Source organism: Achromobacter sp. 2789STDY5608621 (assembly GCF_001299375.1).
Taxonomy (GTDB): Bacteria; Pseudomonadota; Gammaproteobacteria; order Burkholderiales; family Burkholderiaceae_B; genus Achromobacter; species Achromobacter insuavis.
This window is the reverse complement of sequence record NZ_CYTU01000003.1, coordinates 311,891-337,040: the sequence shown is the minus strand read 5'-3', so window position 1 is coordinate 337,040 and position 25,150 is coordinate 311,891. Positions and strand designations below refer to the sequence as shown.

Below are 25,150 nucleotides of genomic sequence, written 5' to 3'. Positions count from 1 at the left end.
GTCAATCCCGACACCGTCTTCAACACCGTGCAGTACGGCTTCAGCCAGGCCGTCATCGTCACGGGCCAGCGCCGCATGTTGCTGTCCGGCCAGGTCGGCGTCGATGCGCAGGAGCGCACCGTCGGCCCCGGCCTGCGCGAGCAGACCGATGCCGCGCTGGACAACATCGGGCGGGTGCTGGCCGCGGCGGGGGGCACGCTGGCGCAGGTCATCATGCTGCGCATCTACATCTGCGAAACGGCGCGCGAGGATCAGGAAGCGATCGCCCAGGCGCTGCGCGACCGCTTTCCGGTCGATCCGCCGCCGTCGTCCTGGATCATCGTCAGCGGCCTGTCGCTGCCCGAGTGGCTGGTCGAGATCGAGGCCGAGGCCATGCTGGACTGATCCGGCGCCAGGCGCGCAGCCGGCGCTCGCCTCAGGCGGACGCCTTGTCGCGCCACGGCGGCGCCGCGAAGGCCTCGCGCAGGTGGGCCAGGAAGCCGGCGGTGCGCGCCGGCAGCTCCTGGCGCGACTTGACCAGCGCCACCACGTTGGCTTCGGGCAGCGTCCAGCCCGACAGCAGCGGCACCAGGGCGCGGGTTTTCACATGCTCGGCCACATCCCATTCCGATCGCGCCACGATGCCGTGGCCGGCCAGGGCCCAGGCCACGGCGGCGGCGCCGGCGTTGCTGGACAGCACCGGCGCGATGCGCACGCCCACCGCCGGCCCGCGCCCGCGCTTGAAGCGCCACAGGGTCACGTCTTCCTCGTTCTCGCGCAGGGCGATGCAATCGTGTTCGCGCAGGTCCTCGGGCTTGGCGGGCGCGCCATGCCGCGCCAGATAGGCGGGCGAGGCGCACAGGATGCGCCGGTTCGGCGCCAGCGGATAGGCCACCAGCGTGGAATCGCGCAGTTCGCCGATGTGGATCATCACATCCCAGTCGTCGCTGGCCAGGCGCGGCGGTCCATCGGACAGGAGCAGGCTGGCGGTCACGTTCTCGCTTTCCTGGCGAAAATCGGCCACCAGCCCGGCGACGTAGCGCTGGCCGAAGCCCAGCGGCGCTACCACGCGCAGGTGGCCGGCCACCACGCCCCGCCGGCCTGCCAGCTCATCGGCCAGGTCATTCAATTCGCCGCAGATCTGGCCGGCCCGCAGCGCCAGCAGCCGGCCTTCGTCGGTCAGCGCGGTGCCGCGTCCCGAGCGGTTGACCAGCCGCACGCCCAGGCGCTTTTCCAGCGCGTGCAGGCGCTGCGTCACGGCCGGCGGCGTCACGTCCAGCGCGCGCGCCGCCTGCGCCAGCGAGCTGGTGGCCGCCAGGCTCAGGAAAAACCGCAGGTCGTCCGTCGTAATCATTCAGAAACGCCTTAATGATTGATTAAGTCCTTATTAAACACGCAAGCCGCGTGGCGCGCCATACTGCGGGCATGCGGTCGCGTCCCGGGCGGCGCCCGCGTCAATTCTCTTTCATCCGCCCCTCCCGTTTCGCCGATACCGCCATGACCACAGCCTCCGCCACCCTCGATACGCTGGAAACGCCCTGCCTGCTGCTGGACGAAACTCGCATGACGCGCAATATCGAGCGCCTGAACGGCCTGATGGCCGGCCATGGCGTGCAATTGCGTCCGCATCTGAAGACGCCCAAGTCGATCGAGGTGGCGCGCCGCGTCATGACGCGTCCCGAGGGCCCGGCGGCCGTGTCGACGCTGCAGGAAGCCGAGCAATTCGCCGCCGCCGGCGTGACCGACCTGCTGTACGCGGTGGGCGTGGCGCCGGCCAAGCTCGGCCGCGTGCTGGCGCTGCGCCGCCAGGGCGTCGACCTGACCGTGGTGGTCGACAGCATCGATGCCGCCGAGGCGGTGGCCGCGCGCGCCCGGGAAGAGGGCGCCGCCATCCCCGCGCTGATCGAGATCGATTGCGACGGCCACCGCGCCGGCGTGCAGCCGGGCCACACCGACCAGTTGCTGGCGATCGCGCGGACGCTGCATGCGGCGGACTGCCTGCGCGGCGTCATGACCCACGCCGGCGAGTCCTATGGCTGCCGCAGCGTGCGGGCGATCGCCGACATGGCGGAACAGGAACGCGCGGCCGCCGTCGGCTGCGCCGAGGCCATCCGCGCGGCGGGACTGCCGTGTCCGGTGGTCAGCGTGGGCTCGACGCCCACCGCGCATTTCGCCCGCAACCTCGAAGGCGTGACCGAAGTGCGCGCCGGCGTGTATGTGTTCTTCGATCTGGTCATGGCCGGGCTCGGCGTCTGCGAGGTGGACGACATCGCCGCCACCGTGCTGACCACGGTGATCGGCCACCAGCCCGACAAGGGCTGGATCCTGGTGGACGCGGGCTGGATGGCCATGTCGCGCGACCGCGGCACCGCCAGGCAGCCGGTGGACCAGTTGTACGGGCTGGTGTGCGATGCCGACGGCAAGGTCTACCCCGACCTGCTGCTGGCCGAAACCAACCAGGAGCAGGGCATCATCAAGCTGCGCGCCGGCAGCGGCGCCGCCTTGCCGGAACTGCCGCTGGGCGCCAAACTGCGCATCGTGCCAAACCATGCCTGCGCCACCTGCGCCCAGCACGACGCCTATGCGGTCGTGCGCGACGGCGACCGCCGTGTCGTGGCGCAATGGCAGCGCTTTCGCGGCTGGTAAGCCCGGCCGCTCCGCCAAAGGAATCGAGATGGACCTGATCCACACCCCCCATGCCACGCCGCCGGCCGGCCACTATTCGCAGGCCGTGCGCGCCAATGGCTTCGTGTTCGTTTCCGGACAATTGGGATTCCTGCCCGCCGCCAAGCCGGGCGAACGGCCGCAGCTGGCGCAGGGCGTCGCCGCGCAGACCGAGGCCGCGCTGCGCAGCCTGGCCGCCATCCTGCAGGCCGCCGGCGCGTCGATGGCGTCGGTGGTCAATGTCACCGTCTACATTCCCGACGTCGGCCTCTGGAACGACGTGAACAGCGTCTACGAGCGCAGCTTCGGCGACCACAAGCCGGCCCGCGCGATCGTGCCCACGCGCGAATTGCACTATGGGGCGCTGGTGGAAATCAGCGCCGTTGCCGTCGTTCCCCAGGGTTGAACAAGGCGCCGGCGACGGTCTGGTCCGGATGCCGGTATCCCGCCTCGGGGACGGATGGGGCGCCTGCCCACCTATAATGCGGGCGCCGCAACATCCCAGGGGAGTCCGTCCGCATGCAGTACGAATACCTGTTCTGGTCCATGGCCGCCATGGTGGCGCTGGCATTGGTGGGCGGGTCGCTCTGCGGCCGCCTGCGTTCACCCGGCCGGGTGCTGGCGGGCGTGGCCGCGCTGGCCCTCGCGGTCTGCGCCAGCGTGGTGGCGCTGTCGCGATCGGCCGGTTTCGGCGATCAGGCGGCGATGCTGGCGATCGCCGCGTTCATGTTCAGCCTGGTGATCGGCGCCGCCGCCGCGTTGCTGACGCGGCGTATCCTGCGGCGCCGTTGAACGCTCATTCCTCGTCGTCGAAGTCCTCGTCCTCTTCGTCTTCCTCGTCCTGTTCCAGGGCGTCGTAGCCCTTCCAGGTGATGCGCCAGCGCGTGTCGCCCGCGGTCGCCGCGGTTTCGCTGATCTGCTTGACCAGGCCGGCGTCGGCCAGCAGGTCCAGGTGGTGCGCAATCAGTTGCAGACCTTGTTCCTGCGCGTGGGGCGCCAGGGCGGCCTCTTTGATGTCATGGGTGCTCAGGTTGGGGCCCGCCGCGTCGCGCAGGGCTCCCAGGATCGTGACGACCAGATCGAAATCGCGTTGCATGATGTCCGCCGTAGGGGGTTGGAGTGGAACAGCCCACAATAGCAGAGTTCCGTGGCGGCGACGCGACAGCCGGCCGGGTCGGGTTACAGTGCGGGATTACCGATCACAGATAGGCTGTATCAATGAAGAAACCCGCCGAGCGCGATTGCCTCGCCCTGGTCCCTGGCTACACCGGCCAGGCCGCCAAGCTGTTCCTGACGCGCACCGAGGAAGGCGCCATCGTTGGCGTCACCGTGTTCGACCTGCTGGGGCACATCAAGCAAGAGGGCGATGCCCAGGCCGCCGCCGACTGGGTGGCCAGCTGGCTCGCGCAAGAGGCCGACAACCGCAAGGCGCGCCGCACGCAACTGCTGGCCCAGATGTTCCTGTGCAAGCTGGTCGGCGACGAGAAGACCGTGTTCCTGGACGCCCAGAAGCCGCTGCTGGCCGCGCTCGCCGCGGCCGGGGTGCGCAGCCGTAGCGTGGCCGCCACGTCCGGCGCCGCCCGCCGCTCGCTGGGGCCGGCTGTCAGGAAGCCTTAGCATAAGGCTGTTATAGTCGCGCCTGGGCGTACACGCATCCGTGCGGGCGCGCCCAGGCGGGCCTGGCCCGCAAGTCAAGGAAGAGTGATCATGGAAATACTGAGTCGGCATGTTGCCGACGTGGCGGGCGGCGTTGAGCTGCACACAACGCTGGATGGCGAGAGCATCAGCGTCTATGTCGTGACCGATGTGGACGATCTCAACGCGATCGCCGACATCGTGCCCCCCGAGAAAGTCGAAGCCGGCGCGGACATACACGCCGCCAGTGTCGACAATGTTGATAATGCGCAAGAACAAATCGACCAAGTCCTGGAAAATATGAATCCCGGCGACGTGGCGGTTTTCCTTTGCTCGGGCCCCGATGCTTTCGGCGCGGCGCTTGATCTGTTGGGTTTACCTATCGACGAGTAAGCCTGACGGCAAACCAAAGTGCCCGTCCAAACGGCGTATGCATCCAATACGCTCTTTGGCGGCATTTAAATAAGCCTTGATTGTTTTTTTATGATGCGTGGGTGTTTACACCTATGCAGGACTTCTTTTTCCCTATGAAAACGTGCAAATTCTGTTCGCAGTTTCTCTTTGTTGCATTATTGGCACGTATTTTTTAGGATTATGTTGACTTGTGAGGGGAACATAACGATAGTGTCGGCACACGATCACAAGCGTTGCGATTTTCGTTCAGTGCCGTGCCTTTTCCGGCTCAGCGTTATTGTTCTACTGTCCCCTCCTTGATTGATTCGTGACCTCCGGGCATTTGCCCATTATCTCTAGGAAATACAGTATGGAAACCGGCGTCGTTAAGTGGTTCAATTCGGAAAAAGGCTATGGCTTCATCACCCCGGAAGCGGGTGGTAAGGACCTGTTCGCTCACTTCTCCGAAATTCAGGGCTCGGGCTTCAAGTCTCTGGAAGAGAACCAGCGCGTCAGCTTTGTGACGGCCAATGGCCCCAAGGGCCCGCAAGCCACGAAGATCCAGGTCCTGTAAGGTTCTGGCTTTTCGGAAAAGCCCCTTCGGGGGCTTTTTTGCATTTGGGCTCCGCGCGGTATCCTTGCCCCTGTCTCCCGCCGCACAGCCTGGCCGGACCCGCCATCGACAGAGGACGATCTCCATGACCCACCCTGGCCAAGCCCCCGCATCCCTGACGCCGCAGGACGTCGTCGCGTTCTGGCGCGACGCCGGGCCGCAGCAATGGTTCACCAAGGACGCGGCCTTCGACGAGCGCTTCCGCCAGCATTGCGGCGCCGCCCACATGGCCGCCGCCGCGCGCCAGCTGGATGCCTGGCTGGATGAGCCGGACGGCGCGCTGGCCCTGATGATCCTGCTGGACCAGTACCCCCGCAACGCCTACCGCGGCACGGCTCACATGTTCGCCACCGACCCGCTGGCGCTGCTGTTCGCCGAGCGCGCCATCGCTGCCGGCCATGACCTCGCCGTCGATCCGGCGCTGCGCCAGTTCTTCTACATGCCCTTCGAGCACGCCGAGACCGTGGCCGCGCAGAACCGGGCGGTCGCGTTGATGGAGCCGCTGGGCGCCGACGCGGTGCGCTGGGCCGTCCTGCACCGCGACATCATCAAGCGCTTCGGCCGCTTTCCCCATCGCAACGCCGCGCTGGGCCGGCAGACCACGCAGCCCGAGCAGGAGTTCCTGGACACCGGCGGCTTCTCCGGCTGACACGCGGCGGCGCGGCTGGCGACACGAGCGTATCCGCATGTATCGACGCATGGCGAGTTGAAAGACCGCGAGCGCCACGGCCGCGCGCCCGGCGCGGCGTCGGTGGCGCGATCACCGCATATTTGACGTTTTTCCGGGTTCGCCAATACACTGAGTTCAGCGAGATTTTCAAGAGACGCGGTCTGCGTTTAACTTGTCGCGGTCAGTGGTGCTGCGGTTGCTTTCCTCTCCCATCCTTGATCATCTGGCGCCCCGCGAGCAATCGCTTCTTTAGGTTCGAGGAAATTCCATGGCAACCGGCATCGTCAAGTGGTTCAACGCCGAAAAAGGGTATGGCTTCATCATGCCCGACGACGGCAGCAAGGATCTGTTCGCCCACTACTCGGAAATCCGCAGCGAAGGCTACAAGTCGCTGCAGGAAAACCAGCGCGTCACGTTCGAGGTCGGTACCGGCCCCAAGGGTCCCAGCGCCAAGAACATCAAGGTGGCGGCCTGAGTACAGGTCCGCGGCGGGCCGTCTCCGGTCCGCCGCCATGAAAAAAGCCCCTGCACGCAAGTGCCGGGGCTTTTCTTTTTCCGCGCGGCGCGGGGCGTTCAGTGCTTGGGGTGCGACGGCGTGGACAGCTTGTCGACCAGGGCGATGCCCAGCGCCGACAGGATGAACAGCGCGTGGATGATGGTCTGCCACATCACGCCCGCCTCCGAGAAGCGCGCGTTGGGCGTGCCCAGCGTGCCCGCCTCGATGAAGGTGCGCAGCAGGTGGATCGACGAGATGCCGATGATGGCCATGGCCAGCTTGACCTTGAGGACGCTGGCGTTGACGTGGCTGAGCCATTCCGGCTGGTCCGGGTGGCCCTGCAGGCGCAGGCGCGACACGAAGGTCTCGTAGCCGCCGACGATCACCATCACCAGCAGGTTCGAGATCATCACCACGTCGATCAGGCCCAGCACCAGCAGCATGATTTCCATTTCGCCGAAGCTGTTGGCGTGCGTCAGCAGATGCCAGAGTTCCTTCAGGAACAGCATCACGTAGACGCCCTGGGCGACGATCAGTCCCAGATAGAGCGGCAGTTGCAGCCAGCGCGAGCTGAAAATTAGGCTGGGCAGCAGGCCAAGACGGGGAGGGGTGTTGGGGGTCATGATGGGGGCGAGCCGTTATAGGGATACGGAAAAAGTGCGGCGGCAATTCTAACAATGCCGCGCTCTCCCGGCATTTGTTTTTGATGACGAATAGATGGCGGGGCAGGGGTACTTACCACGGTAAGAAGTCTTCCGCATGCCTTTTATGTAAGTGAAATTCGCATTTGCGAAACTCTGTGGCGAAACGGTTTGAGCGCTTTTGCCGTATATAGAATTGCCGCCTCACTCGAACAGAGTCAGTCAAGAGGAGTTTTTTCCATGAAGATCCGCTACACCGTTGCCGCGCTGGCCGTCGCACTTGCCCCTTATTCCGCGTCGCATGCCCTCGATATCGGGGGTCTGGTGGGCGCCGGCAGCAAGGTGGTGCAGGCCGCCACCCTGAGCGATGCCGAAATCAAGACCTTGTCGGACAAGGCTTGCGCGCAAAGCGATTCCCAGGAAAAGATTGCCGCCCCGGGCAGCAAGTACGACGTGCGCCTGCAGAAGATCGCCAAGCAGCTGGGCGGCACCGTCAACGGCCAGAAGGCCAACTACAAGGTCTACGTCACCAAGGACGTCAACGCCTGGGCCATGGCCAACGGCTGCATCCGCGTCTACAGCGGCCTGATGGACATGATGACCGACGACGAAGTGCTGGGCGTGGTCGGCCATGAAATCGGCCACGTGGCGCTGGGCCACAGCAAGAAGGCCATGCAGACCGCCTACACGGTCTCGGCCGCGCGCGACGCCGCCGGCGCCGCCGGTGGCGCCACGGTCGCCGCCCTGAACTCGTCGCAGCTGGGCGACCTGACCGAGAAGTTCATCAATGCACAATTCTCGCAGTCGCAGGAAAGCGCCGCCGACGACTACTCGTTCGACCAGCTGCAAGCCAAGAAGCTGAACACCCGCGGCCTGGTGACGGCGTTCCAGAAGCTGGCCGAGCTGGACGGCGGCAAGAGCGATATGATGAGCTCGCACCCGTCTTCGGCCAAGCGCGCGCAGCACATCGAAGATCGCATCGCCAAGGCCAAATAAAGCGCCCTGGCGGGCAATTTGCCGCCCTTTCCGGGTGGAAAACGGGGCGCGAGCATCCGGGCTTATCCGGGTGCTCGCGCCCCTTTGCGTCAGGGGTCCGGAAGTTTCCGGTAAAATGCCGCGTTTATCCGCCCGTCATCTCATATCTTTCGGAAAATAGGTCTTTTAATGCAGCCTGTGGTTGAAACCCTCTCCGGCCTCGAGCGCCGTGTTGATCTGGCCGTCTCGGTGGCCGACGTCGAAAAGGAAGTCCAGGCGCAGTTGAAGCGCGTGGCCCGTACCGCCAAGGTTCCCGGCTTCCGTCCCGGCAAGGCGCCGCTCGCCATGCTCGAGCGCAGCCATGGCCCCGGCATCCGCTACGACGTGATCAACAGCCAGGTCGGCCGTGCATTCGAACAAGCCGTCGACGGCGCCAAGCTGCGCGTCGCTGGCGCCCCGAACCTGGAACCCAAGACGGAAGGCGTCGGCGAAGACACGCTGGCCTTCACCGCCACGTTCGAGGTCTACCCCGAAGTCGCCGTGCCGGATCTGTCGGCCCTGGCCGTGACCCGCTTCGAGACCGCCGTCACCGACGCCGAAGTGCAGCAGACCCTGGACGTCCTGCGCAAGCAGCGCGCCACGTTCGAAGCCCGTGAAGGCCGCGCCTCGCAAGACGGCGACCGTGTCACGCTGGACTTCGCCGGCACCATCGACGGCGTGCCGTTCGAAGGCGGCAAGGCCGAAGACTTCCCGTTCGTGCTCGGCCAAGGCCGCATGCTGCCGGAATTCGAAGAAGCCGCCCGCGGCCTGAAGGCTGGCGAAAGCAAGGTCTTCCCGCTCAAGTTCCCCGATGACTACCAAGGCAAGGAAGTCGCCGGCAAGACCGCCGAATTCACCATCACCGTCAAGGAAGTGGCTGAAGGCGTCCTGCCCGAGCTGAACGCCGAATTCGCCAAGTCGCTCGGCCAGGCCGAAGGCGACATCGAAAAGCTGAAGGCCGACATCCGCAGCAACATCGAACGCGAAGTCAAGGTGCGCTCGCAAGGCCGCACCAAGTCCAGCGTGATGGACGCCCTGGTCGAAGCCGGCAAGTTCGACGTGCCGAAGTCGCTGATCGACAACGACGTGCAAGGCCGCATCGCCGCCGCTCGCGAAGAGCTCAAGCAGCGTGGCGTGCCCAACGCCGAGTCGGTGCCGATCCCGGCCGAAGCCTTCTCCACCGAATCCGAGCGCCGCGTGCGCCTGGGCCTGCTGGTGTCGGAACTGGTCAAGCAAGCCCAGCTGCAAGCCAAGCCGGAACAGGTTCGCGCCCGCATCGAGGAATTCGCGGAAAACTACGAACAACCCGCCCAGGTTGTCAGCTATTACCTGGCCGACCGCCAGCGTCGTGCTGAAATCGAGGCTATCGTGCTCGAAGACAACGTCGTCGCGCACGTTCTGGAAAAGGCCAAGGTCACCGACGAAAAGGTGCCTTTCGATCAGTTGATGGGGATGGCGTAACACTATGCAGAGATTCACCGATTTCTATGCGGCAATGAATGGCGGGTCGTCGGTGACCCCCACCGGCCTGGGCTACATTCCCATGGTGATCGAGCAGTCGGGGCGCGGCGAACGCGCCTACGACATCTATTCGCGTCTGCTCCGCGAGCGGCTCATTTTCCTGGTGGGTCCGGTCAACGACGCGACGGCCAACCTGGTCGTGGCGCAGTTGCTGTTCCTGGAATCGGAGAATCCTGACAAGGACATTTCCCTGTACATCAACTCGCCTGGCGGGTCGGTGTACGCGGGCATGGCCATCTACGACACCATGCAGTTCATCAAGCCGGACGTGTCGACCCTGTGCACCGGCCTGGCGGCCAGCATGGGCGCCTTCCTGCTGGCGGCCGGCAAGAAGGGCAAGCGCTTCACCTTGCCCAACTCGCGCATCATGATCCACCAGCCCTCGGGCGGCGCCCAGGGCCAGGCCTCCGACATCCAGATCCAGGCTCGCGAGATCCTGGACCTGCGCGAGCGTCTCAATCGCATCCTGGCCGACAACACCGGCCAGTCGATCGAGCGCATCGCCCTGGACACGGAACGTGACAACTTCATGTCCGCCGAAGATGCGGTATCGTATGGACTGGTCGACAAGGTGATGACCTCCCGTTCGGAAGGCTGACTTCCCGGTTGAGTCCCACCCGCTGTTGCCATGTTTGAGTAAGCGCCGGGCCCTTCACCCGGTCCGGCGCTTCTTTACCTGAGATACGAATACATATGCCAGAAAAAAAGGGATCGGCAGACGCTAAAGTGCTGCATTGCTCGTTTTGCAATAAAAGCCAGCACGAAGTCCGCAAGCTGATCGCGGGTCCGTCCGTATTCATCTGCGATGAATGCATCGACCTGTGCAACGACATCATCCGCGAGGAAGCGCAGGCGACCGCGCGCGCGGCGATTCGTTCCGAGCTGCCCACTCCGGCTGAAATCAAGACGTTCCTCGACCAGTACGTGATCGGGCAGAGTTCGCCCAAGCGCATGCTGGCGGTGGCCGTCTACAACCACTACAAGCGCATCCGCCACGGCGAGATCAAGGGCGACGAAGTCGAGCTGTCCAAGAGCAACATCATGCTGATCGGCCCCACCGGGTCGGGCAAGACGCTGCTGGCGCAGACCCTCGCGCGCATGCTGAATGTGCCGTTCGTCATGGCCGACGCCACCACGCTGACCGAAGCCGGTTACGTTGGTGAAGACGTCGAGAACATCATTCAGAAGTTGCTGCAGAACTGCAACTACGAAGTCGAGAAGGCGCAGCGCGCCATCATCTACATCGATGAAATCGACAAGATTTCCCGCAAGTCCGACAACCCGTCCATCACCCGCGACGTGTCGGGCGAGGGCGTGCAGCAGGCCCTGCTCAAGCTGATCGAAGGCACGGTGGCCTCGGTGCCGCCGCAGGGCGGGCGCAAGCACCCCAACCAGGACTTCGTCCAGGTCGACACGACCAACATCCTGTTCATCGTCGGCGGCGCCTTCGACGGGCTGGAAAAGGTCATCCGCGACCGCACCGAAAAGTCCGGCATCGGCTTCTCGGCCGCCGTGCGCGCCAAGTCCGAGCGCGGCGTGGGCGAGCTGTTCTCCGAGGTCGAGCCCGAAGACCTGATCAAGTTCGGCCTGATCCCCGAACTGGTCGGCCGCCTGCCGGTGGTCGCCACGCTGGACGAGCTCGACGAGGCTGCCCTGGTGCAGATCCTCACCGAGCCCAAGAACGCCCTGCTCAAGCAATTCCAGAAGCTGTTCGCCATGGAAGGCGCCGAGCTGGACGTGCGCCCCGCGGCGCTCAAGGCCATCGCCCGCAAGGCGCTCAAGCGCAAGACCGGCGCCCGCGGCCTGCGTTCCATCATCGAGCAGGCCCTGCTCGACACCATGTATGACCTGCCGTCGCAAGGCAACGTCAAGCGCGTGGTGCTCGACGAAGGCGCGATCGAAGGCGAGGGCAAGCCCTTGCTGATCTACGCCGACGAAGAGGGGACGGCCGAAAAGCCCGAGCGCGGAGAAGTCCGCGATGCCGCGGCCTGACGGATATTTCAAAAAAACCCGTTTCCGTAACGGGTTTTTTTGTCTCCGGCGCCTGATTGAACGCACACTGCCAGGGTGTGTCCAATAAAACGGGATACCGGCCGCCGATTTTTTTGCCGTTTTGTTTATCCGGCCGCCGGGACCTTGAATTTTCGGCTATTGTTCCCATAACAGACGTAACCGACGGGGCTGTCCGGGTATACCCGGTCATCCTGTCCCCGATACGCCGAGTCATACCGAGGAACCTCCTATGTCTGCCAGCCAGACCCTGCCTTCCGACCCGATCGACCTTCCCCTGCTGCCGCTGCGCGACGTCGTGGTGTTCCCGCACATGGTCATCCCGCTGTTCGTCGGCCGTCCGCGCTCCATCCGCGCGCTCGAGGTTGCGATGGAAGCGGGCAAGAGCATCATGCTTGTGGCCCAAAAATCCGCCGGCAAGGATGATCCCACTCCCGAAGACGTCTACGAGATCGGCTGCGTTGCCGGCATCCTGCAGATGCTCAAGCTGCCCGACGGCACCGTCAAGGTGCTGGTCGAAGGCACCCAGCGCGCCCGCATCAACAGCATCGAGGACGCCGATTCGCACTTCACTTGCCAGGTCACCCCGATCGAGCCGGACGCCGTCCAGGGCTCCGAGACCGAGGCCCTGCGCCGCGCGATCGTCGCCCAGTTCGAGCAATACGTAAAACTCAACAAGAAGATCCCCCCGGAGATCCTGACCTCGCTCGCCGGTATCGATGACGCCGGCCGCCTGGCCGACACGATCGCCGCGCATCTTCCGCTGAAACTCGAGCAGAAGCAGAAGATGCTCGAGATCGTCGGCACCTCCGAGCGCCTCGAAGGCTTGCTCACGCAGCTGGAAACCGAAATCGACATCCTCCAGGTCGAGAAGCGGATCCGCGGCCGCGTGAAGAAGCAGATGGAAAAGAGCCAGCGCGACTACTACCTGAATGAGCAGGTCAAGGCCATTCAGAAAGAGTTGGGCGAAGGCGAAGAGGGCGCCGACATCGAGGAGCTCGAAAAGAAGATCATCGCCGCGCACATGCCCAAGGAGGCACGCAAGAAGGCCGATGCCGAGCTCAAGAAGCTCAAGCTCATGTCGCCCATGTCGGCCGAAGCCACCGTGGTGCGCAACTACATCGATACGCTCATCAACCTCCCCTGGAGGAAGAAGAGCAAGATCAACAACTCCATCTCCAACGCCGAGACCGTGCTCGACAACGACCACTACGGCCTGGAGAAGGTGAAGGAACGCATCCTCGAATATCTCGCCGTGCAGCAGCGCGTCGACAAGGTCAAGGCGCCGATCCTGTGCCTGGTCGGTCCTCCTGGGGTCGGCAAGACCTCGCTGGGCCAGTCCATCGCCAAGGCCACGAACCGCAAGTTCGTGCGCATGGCCCTGGGCGGCGTGCGCGACGAAGCCGAGATCCGCGGCCACCGCCGTACGTACATCGGCTCGATGCCCGGCAAGATCGTCCAGAACATGTCGAAGGTCGGCGTGCGCAATCCCCTGTTCCTGCTCGATGAAATCGACAAGCTGGGCATGGATTTCCGCGGCGATCCCTCGTCGGCGCTGCTCGAAGTGCTGGACCCGGAACAGAACCACACGTTCCAGGACCACTACATCGAAGTCGACTTCGACCTGTCGGACGTCATGTTCGTGGCCACCAGCAACACGCTGAACATTCCGCCGGCCCTGCTGGACCGCATGGAAGTGATCCGCCTGTCCGGCTACACCGAGGAAGAAAAGATCCACATCGCCCGTGACCATCTGCTGCCCAAGCTGATGAAGAACAACGGCGTCAAGGATACCGAGCTGACCGTCGATGACAGCGCGCTGCGCGACATCGTGCGCTACTACACCCGCGAAGCCGGCGTGCGTGCGCTCGAACGCGAAGTGGGCAAGATCTGCCGCAAGGTGATCAAGCAGTTGCTGACCCAGAGCGATCGCGCCAAGGCCGAAGGCAAGACCTTCGAACTCAAGCCGGTCAACGTCACGGGCGACAACCTCAGCGATTACCTCGGCGTGCGCCGCTACACCTTCGGCATGGCCGAAAAGGAAAACCAGATCGGTCAGGTGACCGGCCTGGCCTGGACGGAAGTCGGTGGCGACCTGCTCACGATCGAAGTGGCGGACATGCCCGGCAAGGGCGTGATCCAACGCACCGGCTCGCTCGGCGACGTGATGAAGGAATCGGTCGAGGCGGCCCGCACCGTGGTGCGCTCGCGGGCGCGTCGCCTGGGCTTTGCCGACAGCGTGTTCGAGAAGCACGACATGCACGTGCACGTGCCGGAAGGCGCGACGCCCAAGGACGGCCCGTCCGCCGGTATCGCGATCACCACGGCCATGGTGTCGGCCCTGTCGCGCATCCCGGTGCGCGCCGACGTCGCCATGACCGGCGAGATCACGCTGCGTGGCGAAGTCCTGCCGATCGGCGGCCTGAAGGAAAAGCTGCTGGCCGCCCACCGCGGTGGCATCAAGACGGTCTTGATCCCGGAAGAAAACGTCAAGGACTTGGCGGAGATCCCGGACAACGTCAAGAACCATCTCGAGATTGTGCCGGTCCGCTGGATCGACAAGGTGCTGGAACTGGCCCTGGAACGCCTGCCGGAGCCGCTGGCTGAAGACGAAGCGGTCAAGGAACCGCTGGTCGCCAAGCCGGCCGAACCGGGCTCGACGGATCCCGTGCTCAAGCACTGATGCCTGGCCCGAGGCGCCCCTTGCACAAGGGGCGCCCGCAAAAAGAAACCCCGCGCAAGCGGGGTTTCTTTTTTGGCGCGGCGATCGAGCCGGCGCCGGATCGGAAGTCGGGAATTCAGTGCAGCGTGTGCGGCCGGATCAGCCCGACCGCGATGCCTTCCAGCGCGAATTCCTGGTCGGCCTCGACCACGATGACATTGAAATCGGGGTTCTCGGGCAGCAGTTCGATGCGGCCGTTCTGGCGCTGCAGGCGCTTGACGGTGACGTCGTCACCCAGCCGCGCCACCACGATCTGGCCGTTGCGGGCCTCGGACACCTTCTTGACGGCCAGCAGGTCGCCTTCGAGGATGCCGGCGTCGCGCATGCTCATGCCGCGCACCTTGAGCAGGTAGTCGGGGGCCTGCGCGAACAGGCTGGTATCGACGCCGATCTCGCGTTCGACGTGCTCGGCCGCCAGGATCGGGCTGCCGGCGGCCACGCGGCCCACCAGCGGCAGCAGCAGCTGCGCCAGGCCGGGCAGGGGCAGCGGCGCCTGGGTCTGGGCGGGCGAGGCGTCCTTCAGGCGGATGCCGCGCGAAGCGCCGGCCGTGAGCTCGATGGCGCCCTTGCGGGCCAGCGCCTTCAGATGGTCTTCGGCCGCATTGGGCGAGCGGAATCCGAGGGCCTGGGCGATCTCGGCGCGGGTGGGCGGAAAGCCGGTGCGCGCGACGGTCTGCCGGATGAGGTCCAGGATTTGCTGTTGACGATCAGTGAGTTTGCTGGCCATGGCGATGATCCGTTGATGAGTCGGACTGTACATATATACAGCGGCATTCTGGGGGACATAACGCAAAAATGCAAGTGTTGATCGGCCCGGTAATGTGACAGGCAATGAAAACGGGACCCGAAGGTCCCGTTTGAGGGTGTTGCTGGCGGTGTGTCTTACAGCACCGCGGCGATGCCCTTGGCCACCTGGTCGATGTTGCCGCTGTTGAGCGCGGCGACGCAGATGCGACCGCTGGAGACGGCGTAGACGCCGTGCTCTTCGCGCAGGCGATCCACCTGGGCCGAGGTCAGGCCCGAGTAGGAGAACATGCCGCGCTGCTCCAGCACGAAGCTGAAGTCCTGCTTGCCGCCGTGTTCCTTGATCTTCTCGACCAGCTGCTTGCGCATCAGGCGGATGCGGTCGCGCATGGCGCCGAGTTCCTCTTCCCACATGGCGAACAGCTCGGGCGAGTTCAGCACGGTGGAGACGATCGTGCCGCCATGGGTGGGCGGGTTGGAGTAGTTGGTGCGGATGACGCGCTTGAGCTGGCTCAGCACGCGGGCGGCTTCGTCCTTGCTGCCGGCCACGACCGTCAGGGCGCCGACGCGCTCGCCGTACAGCGAGAACGACTTCGAGAACGACGAGCTGATGAACATCGTCAGGTCGAGGTCGGCGAACAGGCGCACGACCGCGGCGTCTTCGCGCAGGCCTTCGCCGAAGCCCTGGTAGGCGATGTCCAGGAACGGCACCAGCTTGTTTTCCTTGACGACCGCGGCGATTTGCTTCCATTGGTCGAAGGTGGGGTCGACGCCGGTCGGGTTGTGGCAGCAGGCGTGCAGCACGACCACGGTGTTGGCCGGCGCGGCCTTCAGGGCGGCCAGCATGCCGTCGAAGTTCAGGCCGCGGGTGGCGGCGTTGTAGTAGGCGTAGGTGCCGACTTCGAAGCCGGCGCGTTCGAACAGCGCGCGGTGGTTTTCCCAGCTGGGATCGCTGATCAGGACCTTGGAGGTCGGCAGCAGCTGGCGCAGGAAGTCGGCGCCGATCTTGAGCGCGCCGGTGCCGCCCAGGGCCTGGGTGGTCAGGACGCGGCCGGCGGCGGCCAGCGGGGAATCCTTGCCGATCAGCAGGGCTTGCGCGCCCTGGTTGTAGCCGGCGATGCCTTCGATCGGCAGGTAGCCGCGGGCGGCGGCGGCCTCGATGCGGGCGATTTCCGCCTTGCGCACGGCGCCCAGCAGGGGAATGCGACCCTGGTCGTCGTAGTACACGCCCACGCCCAGATTGACTTTACCGGGGCGGGTGTCCGCGTTGTATTGTTCGTTCAGACCAAGAATGGGGTCGCGCGGCGCGAGTTCGACGGAATCGAAAAGGGTGCTCATGGGACTCTGCTGAGGGTGAGTGGACGCAGTCGGAAGTGCTGTGGATAATGGGGGGTTTACCCTGGGAACAGTCTAGCATGCCTAAGAGCGCAATAGACCCGAGCGCGGCGGGTGCCGCAGCCATTGGCGCCGTCACCGACGGGGCGGCCGATACGGCCCCTGGCGCTGCCGCGGCGGCCCCAGGCCCGGGGTTCATCGATTACCCCGACAGCCCGTTTCACCTGTACCAACCGTATCCGCCCGCCGGCGACCAGCCGGGCGCAATAGAGGGACTGATCCAGGGCGTGCAGGACGGCCTGATGTACCAGACCCTGCTGGGCGTGACCGGTTCGGGCAAGACCTACACCATGGCCAACGTCATCGCCCAGTTGGGGCGGCCGGCGCTGGTGCTGGCGCCCAACAAGACGCTGGCGGCGCAGCTGTACGCGGAAATGCGCGAGTTCTTCCCCAAGAACGCGGTGGAGTACTTCGTCTCGTACTACGACTACTACCAGCCCGAGGCCTACGTGCCGACGCGCGACCTGTTCATCGAAAAGGACTCGTCGATCAACGAGCACATCGAGCAGATGCGCCTGTCGGCCACCAAGAGCCTGCTGGAACGTCGCGACACCATCATCGTCGGCACGGTGTCGTGCATCTACGGTATCGGCAACCCCGGCGACTACCACGCGATGGTGCTGATCCTGCGCGCCGGCGACCAGATCTCGCGGCGCGAGATCCTGGCGCGGCTGGTGGCCATGCAGTACACCCGCAATGACGCCGAATTCACGCGCGGCGTGTTCCGCGTGCGCGGCGAGACCATCGACATCTTCCCGGCGGAAAGCGCCGAGCTGGCGCTGCGCCTGACGCTGTTCGATGACGAGATCGAAAGCCTCGAGCTGTTCGACCCGCTGACCGGCCGCATCCGCCAGAAGCTGCCGCGCTTCACGGTCTATCCCGGTTCGCACTATGTGACGCCGCGCGACACCGTGCTGCGCGCCATCGAGACCATCAAGGAGGAGCTGCGCGAGCGCACCAAGCGCTTCGTCGACGACGGCCATCTGGTCGAGGCCCAGCGCCTGGAGCAGCGCACCCGCTTCGACCTGGAAATGCTGCAGGAACTGGGCTTCTGCAAGGGCATCGAGAACTACTCGCGCCATCTGTCGGGCGCCGCGCCCGGCGAGCCGCCGCCCACGCTGATCGACTACCTGCCGGGCGACGCGCTGATGTTCATCGACGAGAGCCACGTCACCATCGGCCAGCTCAGCGCCATGTACCGGGGCGACCGCTCGCGCAAGGAAACCCTGGTGCAGTATGGCTTCCGCCTGCCGTCGGCGCTGGACAACCGGCCGCTCAAGCTCGAGGAGTTCGAGGCCCGCATGCGCCAGTGCGTGTTCGTGTCGGCCACGCCCGCGGCCTATGAAAAGGAACACGCCGACAACGTGGTCGAGCAGGTGGTGCGGCCCACTGGCCTGGTCGATCCGATCGTCGAGGTGCTGCCAGCCCGCACCCAGGTCGATGATCTGCTGGGGCAGATCAAGGTCCGCACGGGGCAGGGCGACCGCGTGCTGGTCACCACCCTGACCAAGCGCATGGCCGAGGACCTGACCGACTTCCTGACCGAGCACGGCGTGCGGGTGCGCTATCTGCACTCCGACATCGACACCGTCGAACGCGTGGAAATCATCCGCGACCTGCGCCTGGGCACGTTCGACGTGCTGGTGGGCATCAACCTGCTGCGCGAGGGCCTGGATATTCCGGAAGTGTCGCTGGTGGCCATCCTGGATGCCGACAAGGAAGGCTTCCTGCGTTCCGAGCGCAGCCTGATCCAGACGATCGGGCGCGCCGCGCGCAACCTGAACGGCCACGCCATCCTGTACGCCGACCGCATCACCGATTCGATGCAGCGCGCCATGGAGGAAACCAGCCGTCGCCGCGCCAAGCAGCTGCAGTTCAACGCCGACCATGGCATCACCGCCCGTGGCGTGCATAAGGCGGTGCGCGAACTGATCGACGGCATCGTCGCGCCGGTGCAGCACGACGCGCTCGAAGCCGCGGTGCCGGCCGAATTGCTCAAGGACGAGAAGGCCCTGGCGCGCGAAATCAAGCGCCTGGAAAAGCTGATGATGGACCATGCCCGCAACCTCGAGTTCGAGCAGGCCGCCGCCGCCCGCGACGCCCTGACGGCGTTGAAGCAGCGGGTGCTGCTGGACGGCGCGGTATGAACGCAATCCGTATCTAAACGTATCTTTTCGCTGACAACGTGCTGAATATTGGAAGAAGTCATCATGTTGTCAGCGGATGTCCGAAATTTGCGCGAGTGACGCATCCGCAGCCTTCCGGGGTGTCTCAGATATAGATGTTAACTATATGATTTATTGGCGTTATTTTCGGGTCCGGGCTGGCTTGTAACGGATGGCGAAACCACAAAAAAAGCTTGCCTTATCTCGGGTTTTCCCGCACACTTACTCCCATGATGACCAAGGTACTTTTCGTTTGCATGGGCAATATCTGTCGCTCGCCGAGCGCAGAGGGCGTGTTTCGCCATTTGGTGAACGACGCGGGTTTGGGCGATGTGGTTCGCATCGACTCCGCGGGCACGCACGCGTTTCACATCGGCGAGGCGCCTGATGCCCGGGCGCAGGCCGCAGCGCGCAAGCGCGGCTACGAGATCACGCACTGTGAGGCCCGCCAGGTCACCGCGGAAGACTTCCGCGACTTCGACCTCATCCTCGCCATGGACTGGGACAATCTGTCCGCCATGCAGCAACAGTGCCCCAAGGCGTACCAGCACAAGCTGATGCTGCTGATGCGCTTCGCCAATGAGTTCGAAGAGGCCACCGTGCCCGATCCGTACTACGGCGGTGCCGATGGCTTCGGCAAGGTACTGGACTACCTCGAAGACGCCTGTCAGGGCGTGCTCGAACTGGTCCGCAAGCGCGCTACCCAATACCAGGCGGCTTGATCCCCTGTGCGCCGGGGCGCCCTGCGGGGCGCCTGGCCGATTGGCAGTGAAAAGAACCGCGCGACAGCGCGGTTTTTTCTAGCCGGGAGCCATACCAAATTACTCGGGAATTTGCTATACTTGAGCCAATTACTCGGGTATTGACCGCCGGATTCGCCGGCGGCCATTGCCGAATCACAGGGAATTCACCATGCGGCTAACTACCAAAGGGCGTTTCGCCGTGACTGCCATGATCGATCTGGCTATGCGGCAGCATAGCGGCCCGGTCACTCTTGCGGCCATCAGCCAGCGTCAGAATATTTCGCTTTCCTATCTGGAACAGCTGTTCGGGAAACTGCGCCGCCACGAACTCGTGGACAGCGTGCGCGGCCCCGGCGGCGGTTACTCGCTCGCCCGCCTGGCGCGCAACGTGACCGTGGCCGACATCATCTTCGCCGTCGACGAACCGCTGGACGCGACCAGCTGCGGCGGCAAGCGGGACTGTACGAGCGGCAACGACGGCAAGCCTGGCAAGTGCATGACGCATGAACTCTGGGCCACGTTGAATCGCAAGATGGTCGATTACCTGGATTCGGTGTCGCTGCAAGATCTGGTCGATCAGCAGCGCGTGCGCCAATTGCAGGAAGCCAACAATCAAGCGCAGGCCTGCGCGGTGCGCGTGAATCGGGTGGGAGGCACCAATAACGCCGCCAATGCCCCGACCACCACCGTCGCGGCCAATGCCACCGTATAAGCAGTAGGAGTTGTAGATATGACCACCCGCCCGATTTACCTGGACTACTCGGCCACGACCCCGGTCGACCCGCGCGTCGTCGAAAAGATGGTGCCCTGGCTGTACGAAAGCTTTGGCAACCCCGCTTCGCGCAGCCACTCGTTCGGCTGGGAAGCCGAAGACGCCGTCGAACGTGCCCGCGAGGAAGTCGCCAAGCTGGTGAACGCCGATCCGCGCGAAATCGTCTGGACCTCCGGCGCCACCGAGTCGGACAACCTGGCCATCAAGGGCGCCGCCAACTTCTACGCCGAGCGCGGCAAGCACATCATCACCATCAAGACCGAGCACAAGGCCGTGCTCGACACCTGTCGTGAACTCGAGCGCCAGGGCTTTGAAGTGACCTACCTGGACGTCAAGGACAACGGCCTGATCGATCTGGACGTCTTCAAGGCGGCGCTGCGGCCCGACACCGTGCTGGTGTCGGTGATGATGGTGAACAACGAAATCGGCGTCATCCAGGACATCGAAGCCCTGGGCGAGATCTGCCGCGAGAAGGGCATCATCTTCCACGTCGACGCCGCGCAAGCCACCGGCAAGGTCGAGATCGACCTGCAGAAGCTGAAGGTCGACCTGATGGCGTTCTCGGCCCACAAGACCTACGGCCCCAAGGGCATCGGCGCGCTGTACGTGCGCCGCAAGCCGCGTGTGCGCATCGAAGCGCAGATGCACGGCGGCGGCCACGAGCGCGGTTTCCGCTCGGGCACGCTGGCCACGCACCAGATCGTCGGCATGGGCGAGGCCTTCCGCCTGGCCCGTGAAGAAATGGGCACCGAAAACGAGCGCATCCGCATGCTGCGTGATCGCCTCTGGGCTGGCCTGTCGCAGATCGAAGAGGTCTACCTCAACGGCGACATGGACCACCGCGTGCCGCACAACCTGAACGTCAGCTTCAACTATGTCGAAGGCGAGTCCCTGATCATGGCGATCAAGGAACTGGCCGTGTCCAGCGGTTCGGCCTGCACCTCGGCCAGCCTGGAACCTTCCTACGTGCTGCGCGCTCTGGGCCGCAACGACGAGCTGGCGCACAGCTCGATCCGCTTCACGCTGGGCCGCTTCACCACCGAGCAGGAAGTCGACTACACCATCGAACTGCTCAAGAGCCGTGTCGGCAAGCTGCGCGATATGTCGCCGCTGTGGGAAATGGCCAAGGAAGGCATCGATCTGAATACCGTGCAGTGGGCCGCGCACTAAGCGCCCGCGCCAAAGAATACGTGGAGAACTAACATGTCTTACAGCACCAAAGTCCTGGATCACTACGAAAACCCGCGCAACGTCGGTTCGTTCGACAAGTCGGACGACTCGGTGGGCACCGGCATGGTCGGCGCGCCGGCCTGTGGCGACGTCATGAAGCTGCAGATCAAGGTGAACGAAGCCGGCGTCATCGAAGACGCGCGCTTCAAGACCTATGGCTGTGGCTCGGCCATTGCCTCCAGCTCGCTCGTGACCGAATGGGTCAAGGGCAAGACGCTGGACGAAGCGATGAACATCCGCAACACGCAGATCGCTGAAGAACTGGCCCTGCCGCCCGTGAAGGTGCACTGCTCGATCCTGGCCGAAGACGCGATCAAGGCCGCCGTGCAGAACTACAAGGAAAAGCATTCGGTTCCGGCCGAAGCTGTTGCGAGCTGAACATGTCCGTTACCCTGACCCAACAGGCCGCCACCCACATCGGCCGCTACTTGCAAAAGCGCGGCAAGGGGATCGGCTTGCGCCTCGGCGTTAGGACGACGGGTTGTTCCGGCATGGCCTACAAGCTGGAGTACGTGGACGACGCGGCGCCCGAGGACGAGGTGTTCGAGAGCTTCGGCGTGAAGGTGTTCGTCGATCCCAAGAGCCTGGCCTACCTGGACGGCACCGAGCTCGACTACGCCCGCGAAGGCCTGAACGAAGGCTTCAAGTTCCGCAACCCCAACGAGAAGGCGACCTGCGGCTGCGGCGAGTCGTTCACGGTGTAAGTCTTGGCTGGAGACGATCACTTCAGCCTGTTCGGCTTGCCGTCACGCTTCGACCTGGACGCCCAGGCGCTGGAATCGGCGTGGCGCACCGTCGCCGCGCAGGTGCATCCCGACCGCTTTGCCACCGCCAGTCCCGCGGAACGCCGCGTGGCCATGCAGTGGGCGGCGCGCGCCAATGAGGCCTACCGCCAGTTGCGCGATCCGCTGTTGCGGGCGCGCTATCTGTGCGAGCAGGCTGGCGTGGATCTGCAGACCGAGAGCAATACGTCGATGGACACGGCTTTCCTGATGCAGCAGATGACCTGGCGCGAAATGATGGACGATGCGCGCGACGACGCCGGCGTCCTGGCCGCGTTGCGGACCGAGCTGGAGGAAGCCCGGCAGCAGATGCGCACGGTGTTGACGCGCCTGCTGGACGAACAGCGCGACTTCGCCGCCGCGGGTCTCAAGGTGCGGGAATGGATGTTCGTGGAGAAGCTGGCGCAAGAGCTGGCCCACGCCCATCCCGATTCCTAGCCAACGGGACCGGGCAAGGCCCGGCCGCGAGGCGACCCGGACTTCGCCGCCTACTGAGTAGAAAAGAACAATCATGGCCTTATTGCAGATATCCGAGCCCGGCGAATCGCCCGCGCCGCACCAGCGCAAGCTGGCGGTGGGGATCGACCTGGGCACCACCAATTCCCTGGTTGCCGCGGTGCGCAGCAGCGTTGCCGAAGTCCTGCCCGATGCGCAGGGCCATGTGCTGCTGCCCTCGGCGGTGCGCTATTTTCCCGGCGGCAAGGTCACGACGGGCCGCGAGCCCCTGGCGCAGCAGGCCGAGGATCCGCTGAACACGGTGGTGTCGGTCAAGCGTTTCATGGGCCGTTCGCTGGAAGAGGCGCGCGCCACGCGCGCGCCGTACGAATTCGTGGATGCGCCCGGCATGGTGCGCATCCGCACGGCGCAGGGCGACCTGAGCCCGGTGGAAGTGTCGGCGCAGATCCTGGCGGTGCTGCGCCAGCGCGCCGAGGACGTGCTGGGCGACGACCTGGTGGGCGCCGTCATCACGGTGCCTGCCTATTTCGACGACGCCCAGCGCCAAGCCACCCGTGACGCCGCGCGCCTGGCCGGCCTGAACGTGCTGCGCCTCTTGAACGAGCCGACCGCCGCGGCGATCGCCTACGGCCTGGATAATGCCGCCGAAGGCGTGTATGCCGTCTATGACCTGGGCGGCGGCACTTTCGATATTTCCATCCTGCGGTTGACGCAGGGCGTGTTCGAAGTGATCTCGACCGGCGGCGATACCGCGCTGGGCGGCGATGATTTCGATTCGCTCATTGTCGATCACGTGGTGGCGGCCGCGGGCGCCACCGACCTGACACACGCCGACCGGCGCGGCCTGCTGATGGCGGCGCGCGCGGCGCGCGAGGCGCTGTCGGACGCGCAGGACGCCACGCTGAAACTGACGCTGGCCAACGGCCAGGTCATCGATCACACGCTGACCCGCGCCCAGTTCGAGGCGCTGGCGCAGCCGCTGGTGCAGCGCACGCTGGAGAGCGCGCGCCGGGCGCTGCGCGACGCCGCGCTGAAACCCGCCGACGTGCGTGGCGTGGTGATGGTGGGCGGCGCCACGCGCATGCCGGTGGTGCGCGCCGCGGTCGGCGAGATGTTCGGCGCCGAGCCGCTGACCGATCTGGATCCGGACCAGGTGGTGGCGCTGGGCGCCGCGCTGCAGGCCAATCTGCTGGCCGGCAACCGCGCGCCGGGCGAGGACTGGCTGTTGCTGGACGTGACGCCGCTGTCGCTGGGCCTGGAAACCATGGGCGGGCTGGTCGAGCGCGTGATTCCGCGCAATAGCACCATTCCGGTGGCGCGCGCGCAGGAATTCACGACGTTCAAGGATGGCCAGACGGCCATGAGCATCCACGTGCTGCAGGGCGAGCGCGACCTGGTGACGGATTGCCGTTCGCTGGCGCGCTTCGAGCTGCGCGGGATTCCGCCGATGGTGGCGGGCGCCGCGCGCATCCGCGTGACGTTCCAGGTGGACGCGGATGGCCTGTTGAGCGTGACCGCGCGTGAACAGAGCACGGGCGTGGAAGCGGCGGTGTCGGTCAAGCCTTCGTATGGCCTGAGCGACGACGAAGTCGCGCGCATGCTGGCCGATAGCGTGGCGCAGGCCGACAACGATGCCCGCGCCCGCATGCTGCGCGAGCAGCAGGTGGAAGCGCGCCAGCTGGTCGAATCGGTGCAGGCCGCGCTGGCGGTGGACGGCGACCTGCTGAACGCAGAGGAACGCCAACGGGTCGATGAATGCCTGCAGGCGGCCGCCCGCGCCCAGGAGGCGCAGGACGTGGACGCGGTGAAGGCCACGGTCGAGGCCCTGTCGGCCGCGACCGATGAATTCGCCGCGCGCCGCATGGACCGCAGCATCCGCGCCGCGCTGGCCGGCCGCAAACTTGACGAAATCGCCTGATAAGAAGCTATGCCGAAACTGACTGTACTGCCTCATCCCGACTACTGCCCCGAGGGCGCCGTGATCGAGGACGCGCCCAAGGGCGTGTCGATCTGCCGCGTCCTGCTGGACAACCACATCGACATCGAACACGCCTGCGAGCTGTCGTGCGCGTGTACGACCTGTCACGTGGTGGTCAAGCAGGGTTATGCATCGCTGGAAGACGCGACCGACGACGAAGAGGATCTGCTGGACAAGGCCTGGGGCCTGACGCCGACCTCGCGCCTGTCGTGCCAGGCATTGGTGACGGACGCCGACCTGACGGTGGAGATTCCCAAGTACACCATCAACCACGCGAAAGAGGGCCATTGATGAAGTGGACCGATACTTACCAGATCGCCGAGGCGCTGGCGGATACGCATCCGGATGTCGACCCCAAGACGCTGCGTTTCACGCAGCTGCGCGAATGGGTGCTGGCCTTGCCGGGCTTCAATGACGACCCGGAACGCAGCGGCGAGAAGATCCTGGAGGCCATCCAGATGGCCTGGATCGACGAGGCCGACTGATCCTGGCGCGAAACGCTCCCCTCGGGGAGCGTTTTTTGCATT

At 65.0% G+C, this 25,150-nt stretch carries 29 protein-coding genes; 24 read left to right on the top strand and 5 right to left on the bottom strand.

Annotation, left to right across the window (positions count from 1 at the left end):
• The coding region (locus AOZ53_RS34655; protein ID WP_082385526.1) for a RidA family protein at positions 1–384 on the top strand (384 nt) is incomplete at its 5' end.
• Positions 385–415: 31 nt separating this feature from the next.
• On the opposite strand, the gene AOZ53_RS05635 is transcribed toward AOZ53_RS34655, so the two are convergent.
• A complete protein-coding gene (locus tag AOZ53_RS05635; RefSeq protein ID WP_054429971.1) occupies positions 416–1,333 on the bottom strand; it encodes a LysR family transcriptional regulator in 918 nt (305 codons plus the stop codon).
• A 143-nt stretch (positions 1,334–1,476) separates the two neighbouring features.
• On the opposite strand from AOZ53_RS05635, the gene AOZ53_RS05630 reads away from it, so the two are divergent.
• The 3 genes from AOZ53_RS05630 to AOZ53_RS05620 all read left to right on the top strand — a co-directional run bounded on the left by AOZ53_RS05630 (position 1,477) and on the right by AOZ53_RS05620 (position 3,435).
• Positions 1,477–2,625: a DSD1 family PLP-dependent enzyme gene (locus tag AOZ53_RS05630; protein ID WP_054487167.1), complete on the top strand. Its 1,149-nt coding sequence runs from the start codon at positions 1,477–1,479 to the stop codon at positions 2,623–2,625.
• 28 nt (positions 2,626–2,653) lie between these two features.
• Complete coding sequence (locus AOZ53_RS05625) at positions 2,654–3,049, top strand: RidA family protein (protein ID WP_054429968.1); 396 nt, start codon at positions 2,654–2,656, stop codon at positions 3,047–3,049.
• A gap of 113 nt (positions 3,050–3,162) precedes the next feature.
• Positions 3,163–3,435: a hypothetical protein gene (locus tag AOZ53_RS05620; RefSeq protein ID WP_054429966.1), complete on the top strand. Its 273-nt coding sequence runs from the start codon at positions 3,163–3,165 to the stop codon at positions 3,433–3,435.
• A 4-nt stretch (positions 3,436–3,439) separates the two neighbouring features.
• On the opposite strand, the gene AOZ53_RS05615 is transcribed toward AOZ53_RS05620, so the two are convergent.
• Positions 3,440–3,739, bottom strand: coding sequence for a DUF2513 domain-containing protein (locus AOZ53_RS05615; RefSeq protein WP_054478538.1), 300 nt, complete (start codon positions 3,737–3,739; stop codon positions 3,440–3,442).
• Positions 3,740–3,861: 122 nt separating this feature from the next.
• Here AOZ53_RS05615 and AOZ53_RS05610 point away from each other — a divergent pair, with 122 nt between their 5' ends.
• From AOZ53_RS05610 to AOZ53_RS05590, 5 genes are all read left to right on the top strand, one after another.
• Positions 3,862–4,260 carry a hypothetical protein gene (locus AOZ53_RS05610; RefSeq protein WP_054429962.1) on the top strand — a complete coding sequence of 133 codons (399 nt, stop codon included), beginning with the start codon at positions 3,862–3,864 and terminating at the stop codon, positions 4,258–4,260.
• A 90-nt stretch (positions 4,261–4,350) separates the two neighbouring features.
• Positions 4,351–4,671 carry a hypothetical protein gene (locus tag AOZ53_RS05605; protein WP_006395877.1) on the top strand — a complete coding sequence of 107 codons (321 nt, stop codon included), beginning with the start codon at positions 4,351–4,353 and terminating at the stop codon, positions 4,669–4,671.
• 370 nt (positions 4,672–5,041) lie between these two features.
• Positions 5,042–5,245: a cold-shock protein gene (locus AOZ53_RS05600; protein WP_006220190.1), complete on the top strand. Its 204-nt coding sequence runs from the start codon at positions 5,042–5,044 to the stop codon at positions 5,243–5,245.
• Between the two features lie 124 nt (positions 5,246–5,369).
• On the top strand, positions 5,370–5,933 hold the full coding sequence (locus AOZ53_RS05595; protein ID WP_054487166.1) for a DUF924 family protein: 564 nt from the start codon (positions 5,370–5,372) through the stop codon (positions 5,931–5,933).
• A 289-nt stretch (positions 5,934–6,222) separates the two neighbouring features.
• On the top strand, positions 6,223–6,429 hold the full coding sequence (locus AOZ53_RS05590; protein WP_006225311.1) for a cold-shock protein: 207 nt from the start codon (positions 6,223–6,225) through the stop codon (positions 6,427–6,429).
• 98 nt (positions 6,430–6,527) lie between these two features.
• Here the strand turns inward: AOZ53_RS05590 and AOZ53_RS05585 are convergent, their stop codons facing one another.
• Positions 6,528–7,073 carry a TIGR00645 family protein gene (locus AOZ53_RS05585; protein ID WP_006395875.1) on the bottom strand — a complete coding sequence of 182 codons (546 nt, stop codon included), beginning with the start codon at positions 7,071–7,073 and terminating at the stop codon, positions 6,528–6,530.
• A 258-nt stretch (positions 7,074–7,331) separates the two neighbouring features.
• Here AOZ53_RS05585 and AOZ53_RS05580 point away from each other — a divergent pair, with 258 nt between their 5' ends.
• The 5 genes from AOZ53_RS05580 (at position 7,332) to lon (ending at position 14,319) form a co-directional block, all read left to right on the top strand.
• Positions 7,332–8,087: a metalloprotease LoiP gene (locus AOZ53_RS05580; protein ID WP_054429958.1), complete on the top strand. Its 756-nt coding sequence runs from the start codon at positions 7,332–7,334 to the stop codon at positions 8,085–8,087.
• 168 nt (positions 8,088–8,255) lie between these two features.
• The gene (gene tig, locus AOZ53_RS05575; protein ID WP_054429956.1) at positions 8,256–9,566 is read left to right on the top strand and encodes a trigger factor; all 1,311 of its coding nucleotides are present in this window, start codon (positions 8,256–8,258) and stop codon (positions 9,564–9,566) included.
• A 4-nt stretch (positions 9,567–9,570) separates the two neighbouring features.
• The gene (gene clpP, locus AOZ53_RS05570) at positions 9,571–10,224 is read left to right on the top strand and encodes an ATP-dependent Clp endopeptidase proteolytic subunit ClpP (RefSeq protein ID WP_006395872.1); all 654 of its coding nucleotides are present in this window, start codon (positions 9,571–9,573) and stop codon (positions 10,222–10,224) included.
• A gap of 95 nt (positions 10,225–10,319) precedes the next feature.
• The gene (clpX, locus tag AOZ53_RS05565) at positions 10,320–11,618 is read left to right on the top strand and encodes an ATP-dependent Clp protease ATP-binding subunit ClpX (RefSeq protein WP_006395871.1); all 1,299 of its coding nucleotides are present in this window, start codon (positions 10,320–10,322) and stop codon (positions 11,616–11,618) included.
• 250 nt (positions 11,619–11,868) lie between these two features.
• A complete protein-coding gene (lon, locus tag AOZ53_RS05560) occupies positions 11,869–14,319 on the top strand; it encodes an endopeptidase La (RefSeq protein WP_006395870.1) in 2,451 nt (816 codons plus the stop codon).
• 115 nt (positions 14,320–14,434) lie between these two features.
• On the opposite strand, the gene lexA is transcribed toward lon, so the two are convergent.
• Positions 14,435–15,085, bottom strand: a complete 651-nt coding sequence (gene lexA / locus AOZ53_RS05555; RefSeq protein WP_054429954.1) for a transcriptional repressor LexA — start codon at positions 15,083–15,085, stop codon at positions 14,435–14,437.
• Between the two features lie 155 nt (positions 15,086–15,240).
• Positions 15,241–16,440 (bottom strand): amino acid aminotransferase, encoded by a 1,200-nt coding sequence (locus AOZ53_RS05550; RefSeq protein WP_054487164.1) that lies wholly within the window; start codon positions 16,438–16,440, stop codon positions 15,241–15,243.
• A 77-nt stretch (positions 16,441–16,517) separates the two neighbouring features.
• Here AOZ53_RS05550 and uvrB point away from each other — a divergent pair, with 77 nt between their 5' ends.
• The 10 genes from uvrB to iscX all read left to right on the top strand — a co-directional run bounded on the left by uvrB (position 16,518) and on the right by iscX (position 25,108).
• Positions 16,518–18,644 (top strand): excinuclease ABC subunit UvrB, encoded by a 2,127-nt coding sequence (gene uvrB / locus AOZ53_RS05545; protein WP_231689756.1) that lies wholly within the window; start codon positions 16,518–16,520, stop codon positions 18,642–18,644.
• Between the two features lie 248 nt (positions 18,645–18,892).
• A complete protein-coding gene (locus AOZ53_RS05540) occupies positions 18,893–19,384 on the top strand; it encodes a low molecular weight protein-tyrosine-phosphatase (protein WP_006386176.1) in 492 nt (163 codons plus the stop codon).
• A gap of 190 nt (positions 19,385–19,574) precedes the next feature.
• A complete protein-coding gene (gene iscR / locus AOZ53_RS05535) occupies positions 19,575–20,117 on the top strand; it encodes a Fe-S cluster assembly transcriptional regulator IscR (RefSeq protein ID WP_035360559.1) in 543 nt (180 codons plus the stop codon).
• Positions 20,118–20,135: 18 nt separating this feature from the next.
• A complete protein-coding gene (locus AOZ53_RS05530; RefSeq protein ID WP_006395865.1) occupies positions 20,136–21,347 on the top strand; it encodes an IscS subfamily cysteine desulfurase in 1,212 nt (403 codons plus the stop codon).
• A 33-nt stretch (positions 21,348–21,380) separates the two neighbouring features.
• Entirely contained in the window at positions 21,381–21,785 is a 405-nt protein-coding gene (gene iscU / locus AOZ53_RS05525) for a Fe-S cluster assembly scaffold IscU (protein ID WP_006386173.1), read from the top strand.
• 2 nt (positions 21,786–21,787) lie between these two features.
• Positions 21,788–22,111 carry an iron-sulfur cluster assembly protein IscA gene (iscA, locus tag AOZ53_RS05520; protein ID WP_054429950.1) on the top strand — a complete coding sequence of 108 codons (324 nt, stop codon included), beginning with the start codon at positions 21,788–21,790 and terminating at the stop codon, positions 22,109–22,111.
• Positions 22,112–22,114: 3 nt separating this feature from the next.
• The gene (gene hscB, locus AOZ53_RS05515) at positions 22,115–22,627 is read left to right on the top strand and encodes a Fe-S protein assembly co-chaperone HscB (RefSeq protein WP_054487162.1); all 513 of its coding nucleotides are present in this window, start codon (positions 22,115–22,117) and stop codon (positions 22,625–22,627) included.
• A 73-nt stretch (positions 22,628–22,700) separates the two neighbouring features.
• Entirely contained in the window at positions 22,701–24,563 is a 1,863-nt protein-coding gene (gene hscA / locus AOZ53_RS05510) for a Fe-S protein assembly chaperone HscA (RefSeq protein WP_054429946.1), read from the top strand.
• Between the two features lie 9 nt (positions 24,564–24,572).
• Positions 24,573–24,914: an ISC system 2Fe-2S type ferredoxin gene (fdx, locus tag AOZ53_RS05505; protein ID WP_006395860.1), complete on the top strand. Its 342-nt coding sequence runs from the start codon at positions 24,573–24,575 to the stop codon at positions 24,912–24,914.
• Complete coding sequence (iscX, locus tag AOZ53_RS05500) at positions 24,914–25,108, top strand: Fe-S cluster assembly protein IscX (RefSeq protein ID WP_006395859.1); 195 nt, start codon at positions 24,914–24,916, stop codon at positions 25,106–25,108. Before fdx ends, iscX begins: the two co-directional genes overlap by 1 nt.
• The last annotated feature ends 42 nt before the right edge of the window (positions 25,109–25,150 follow it).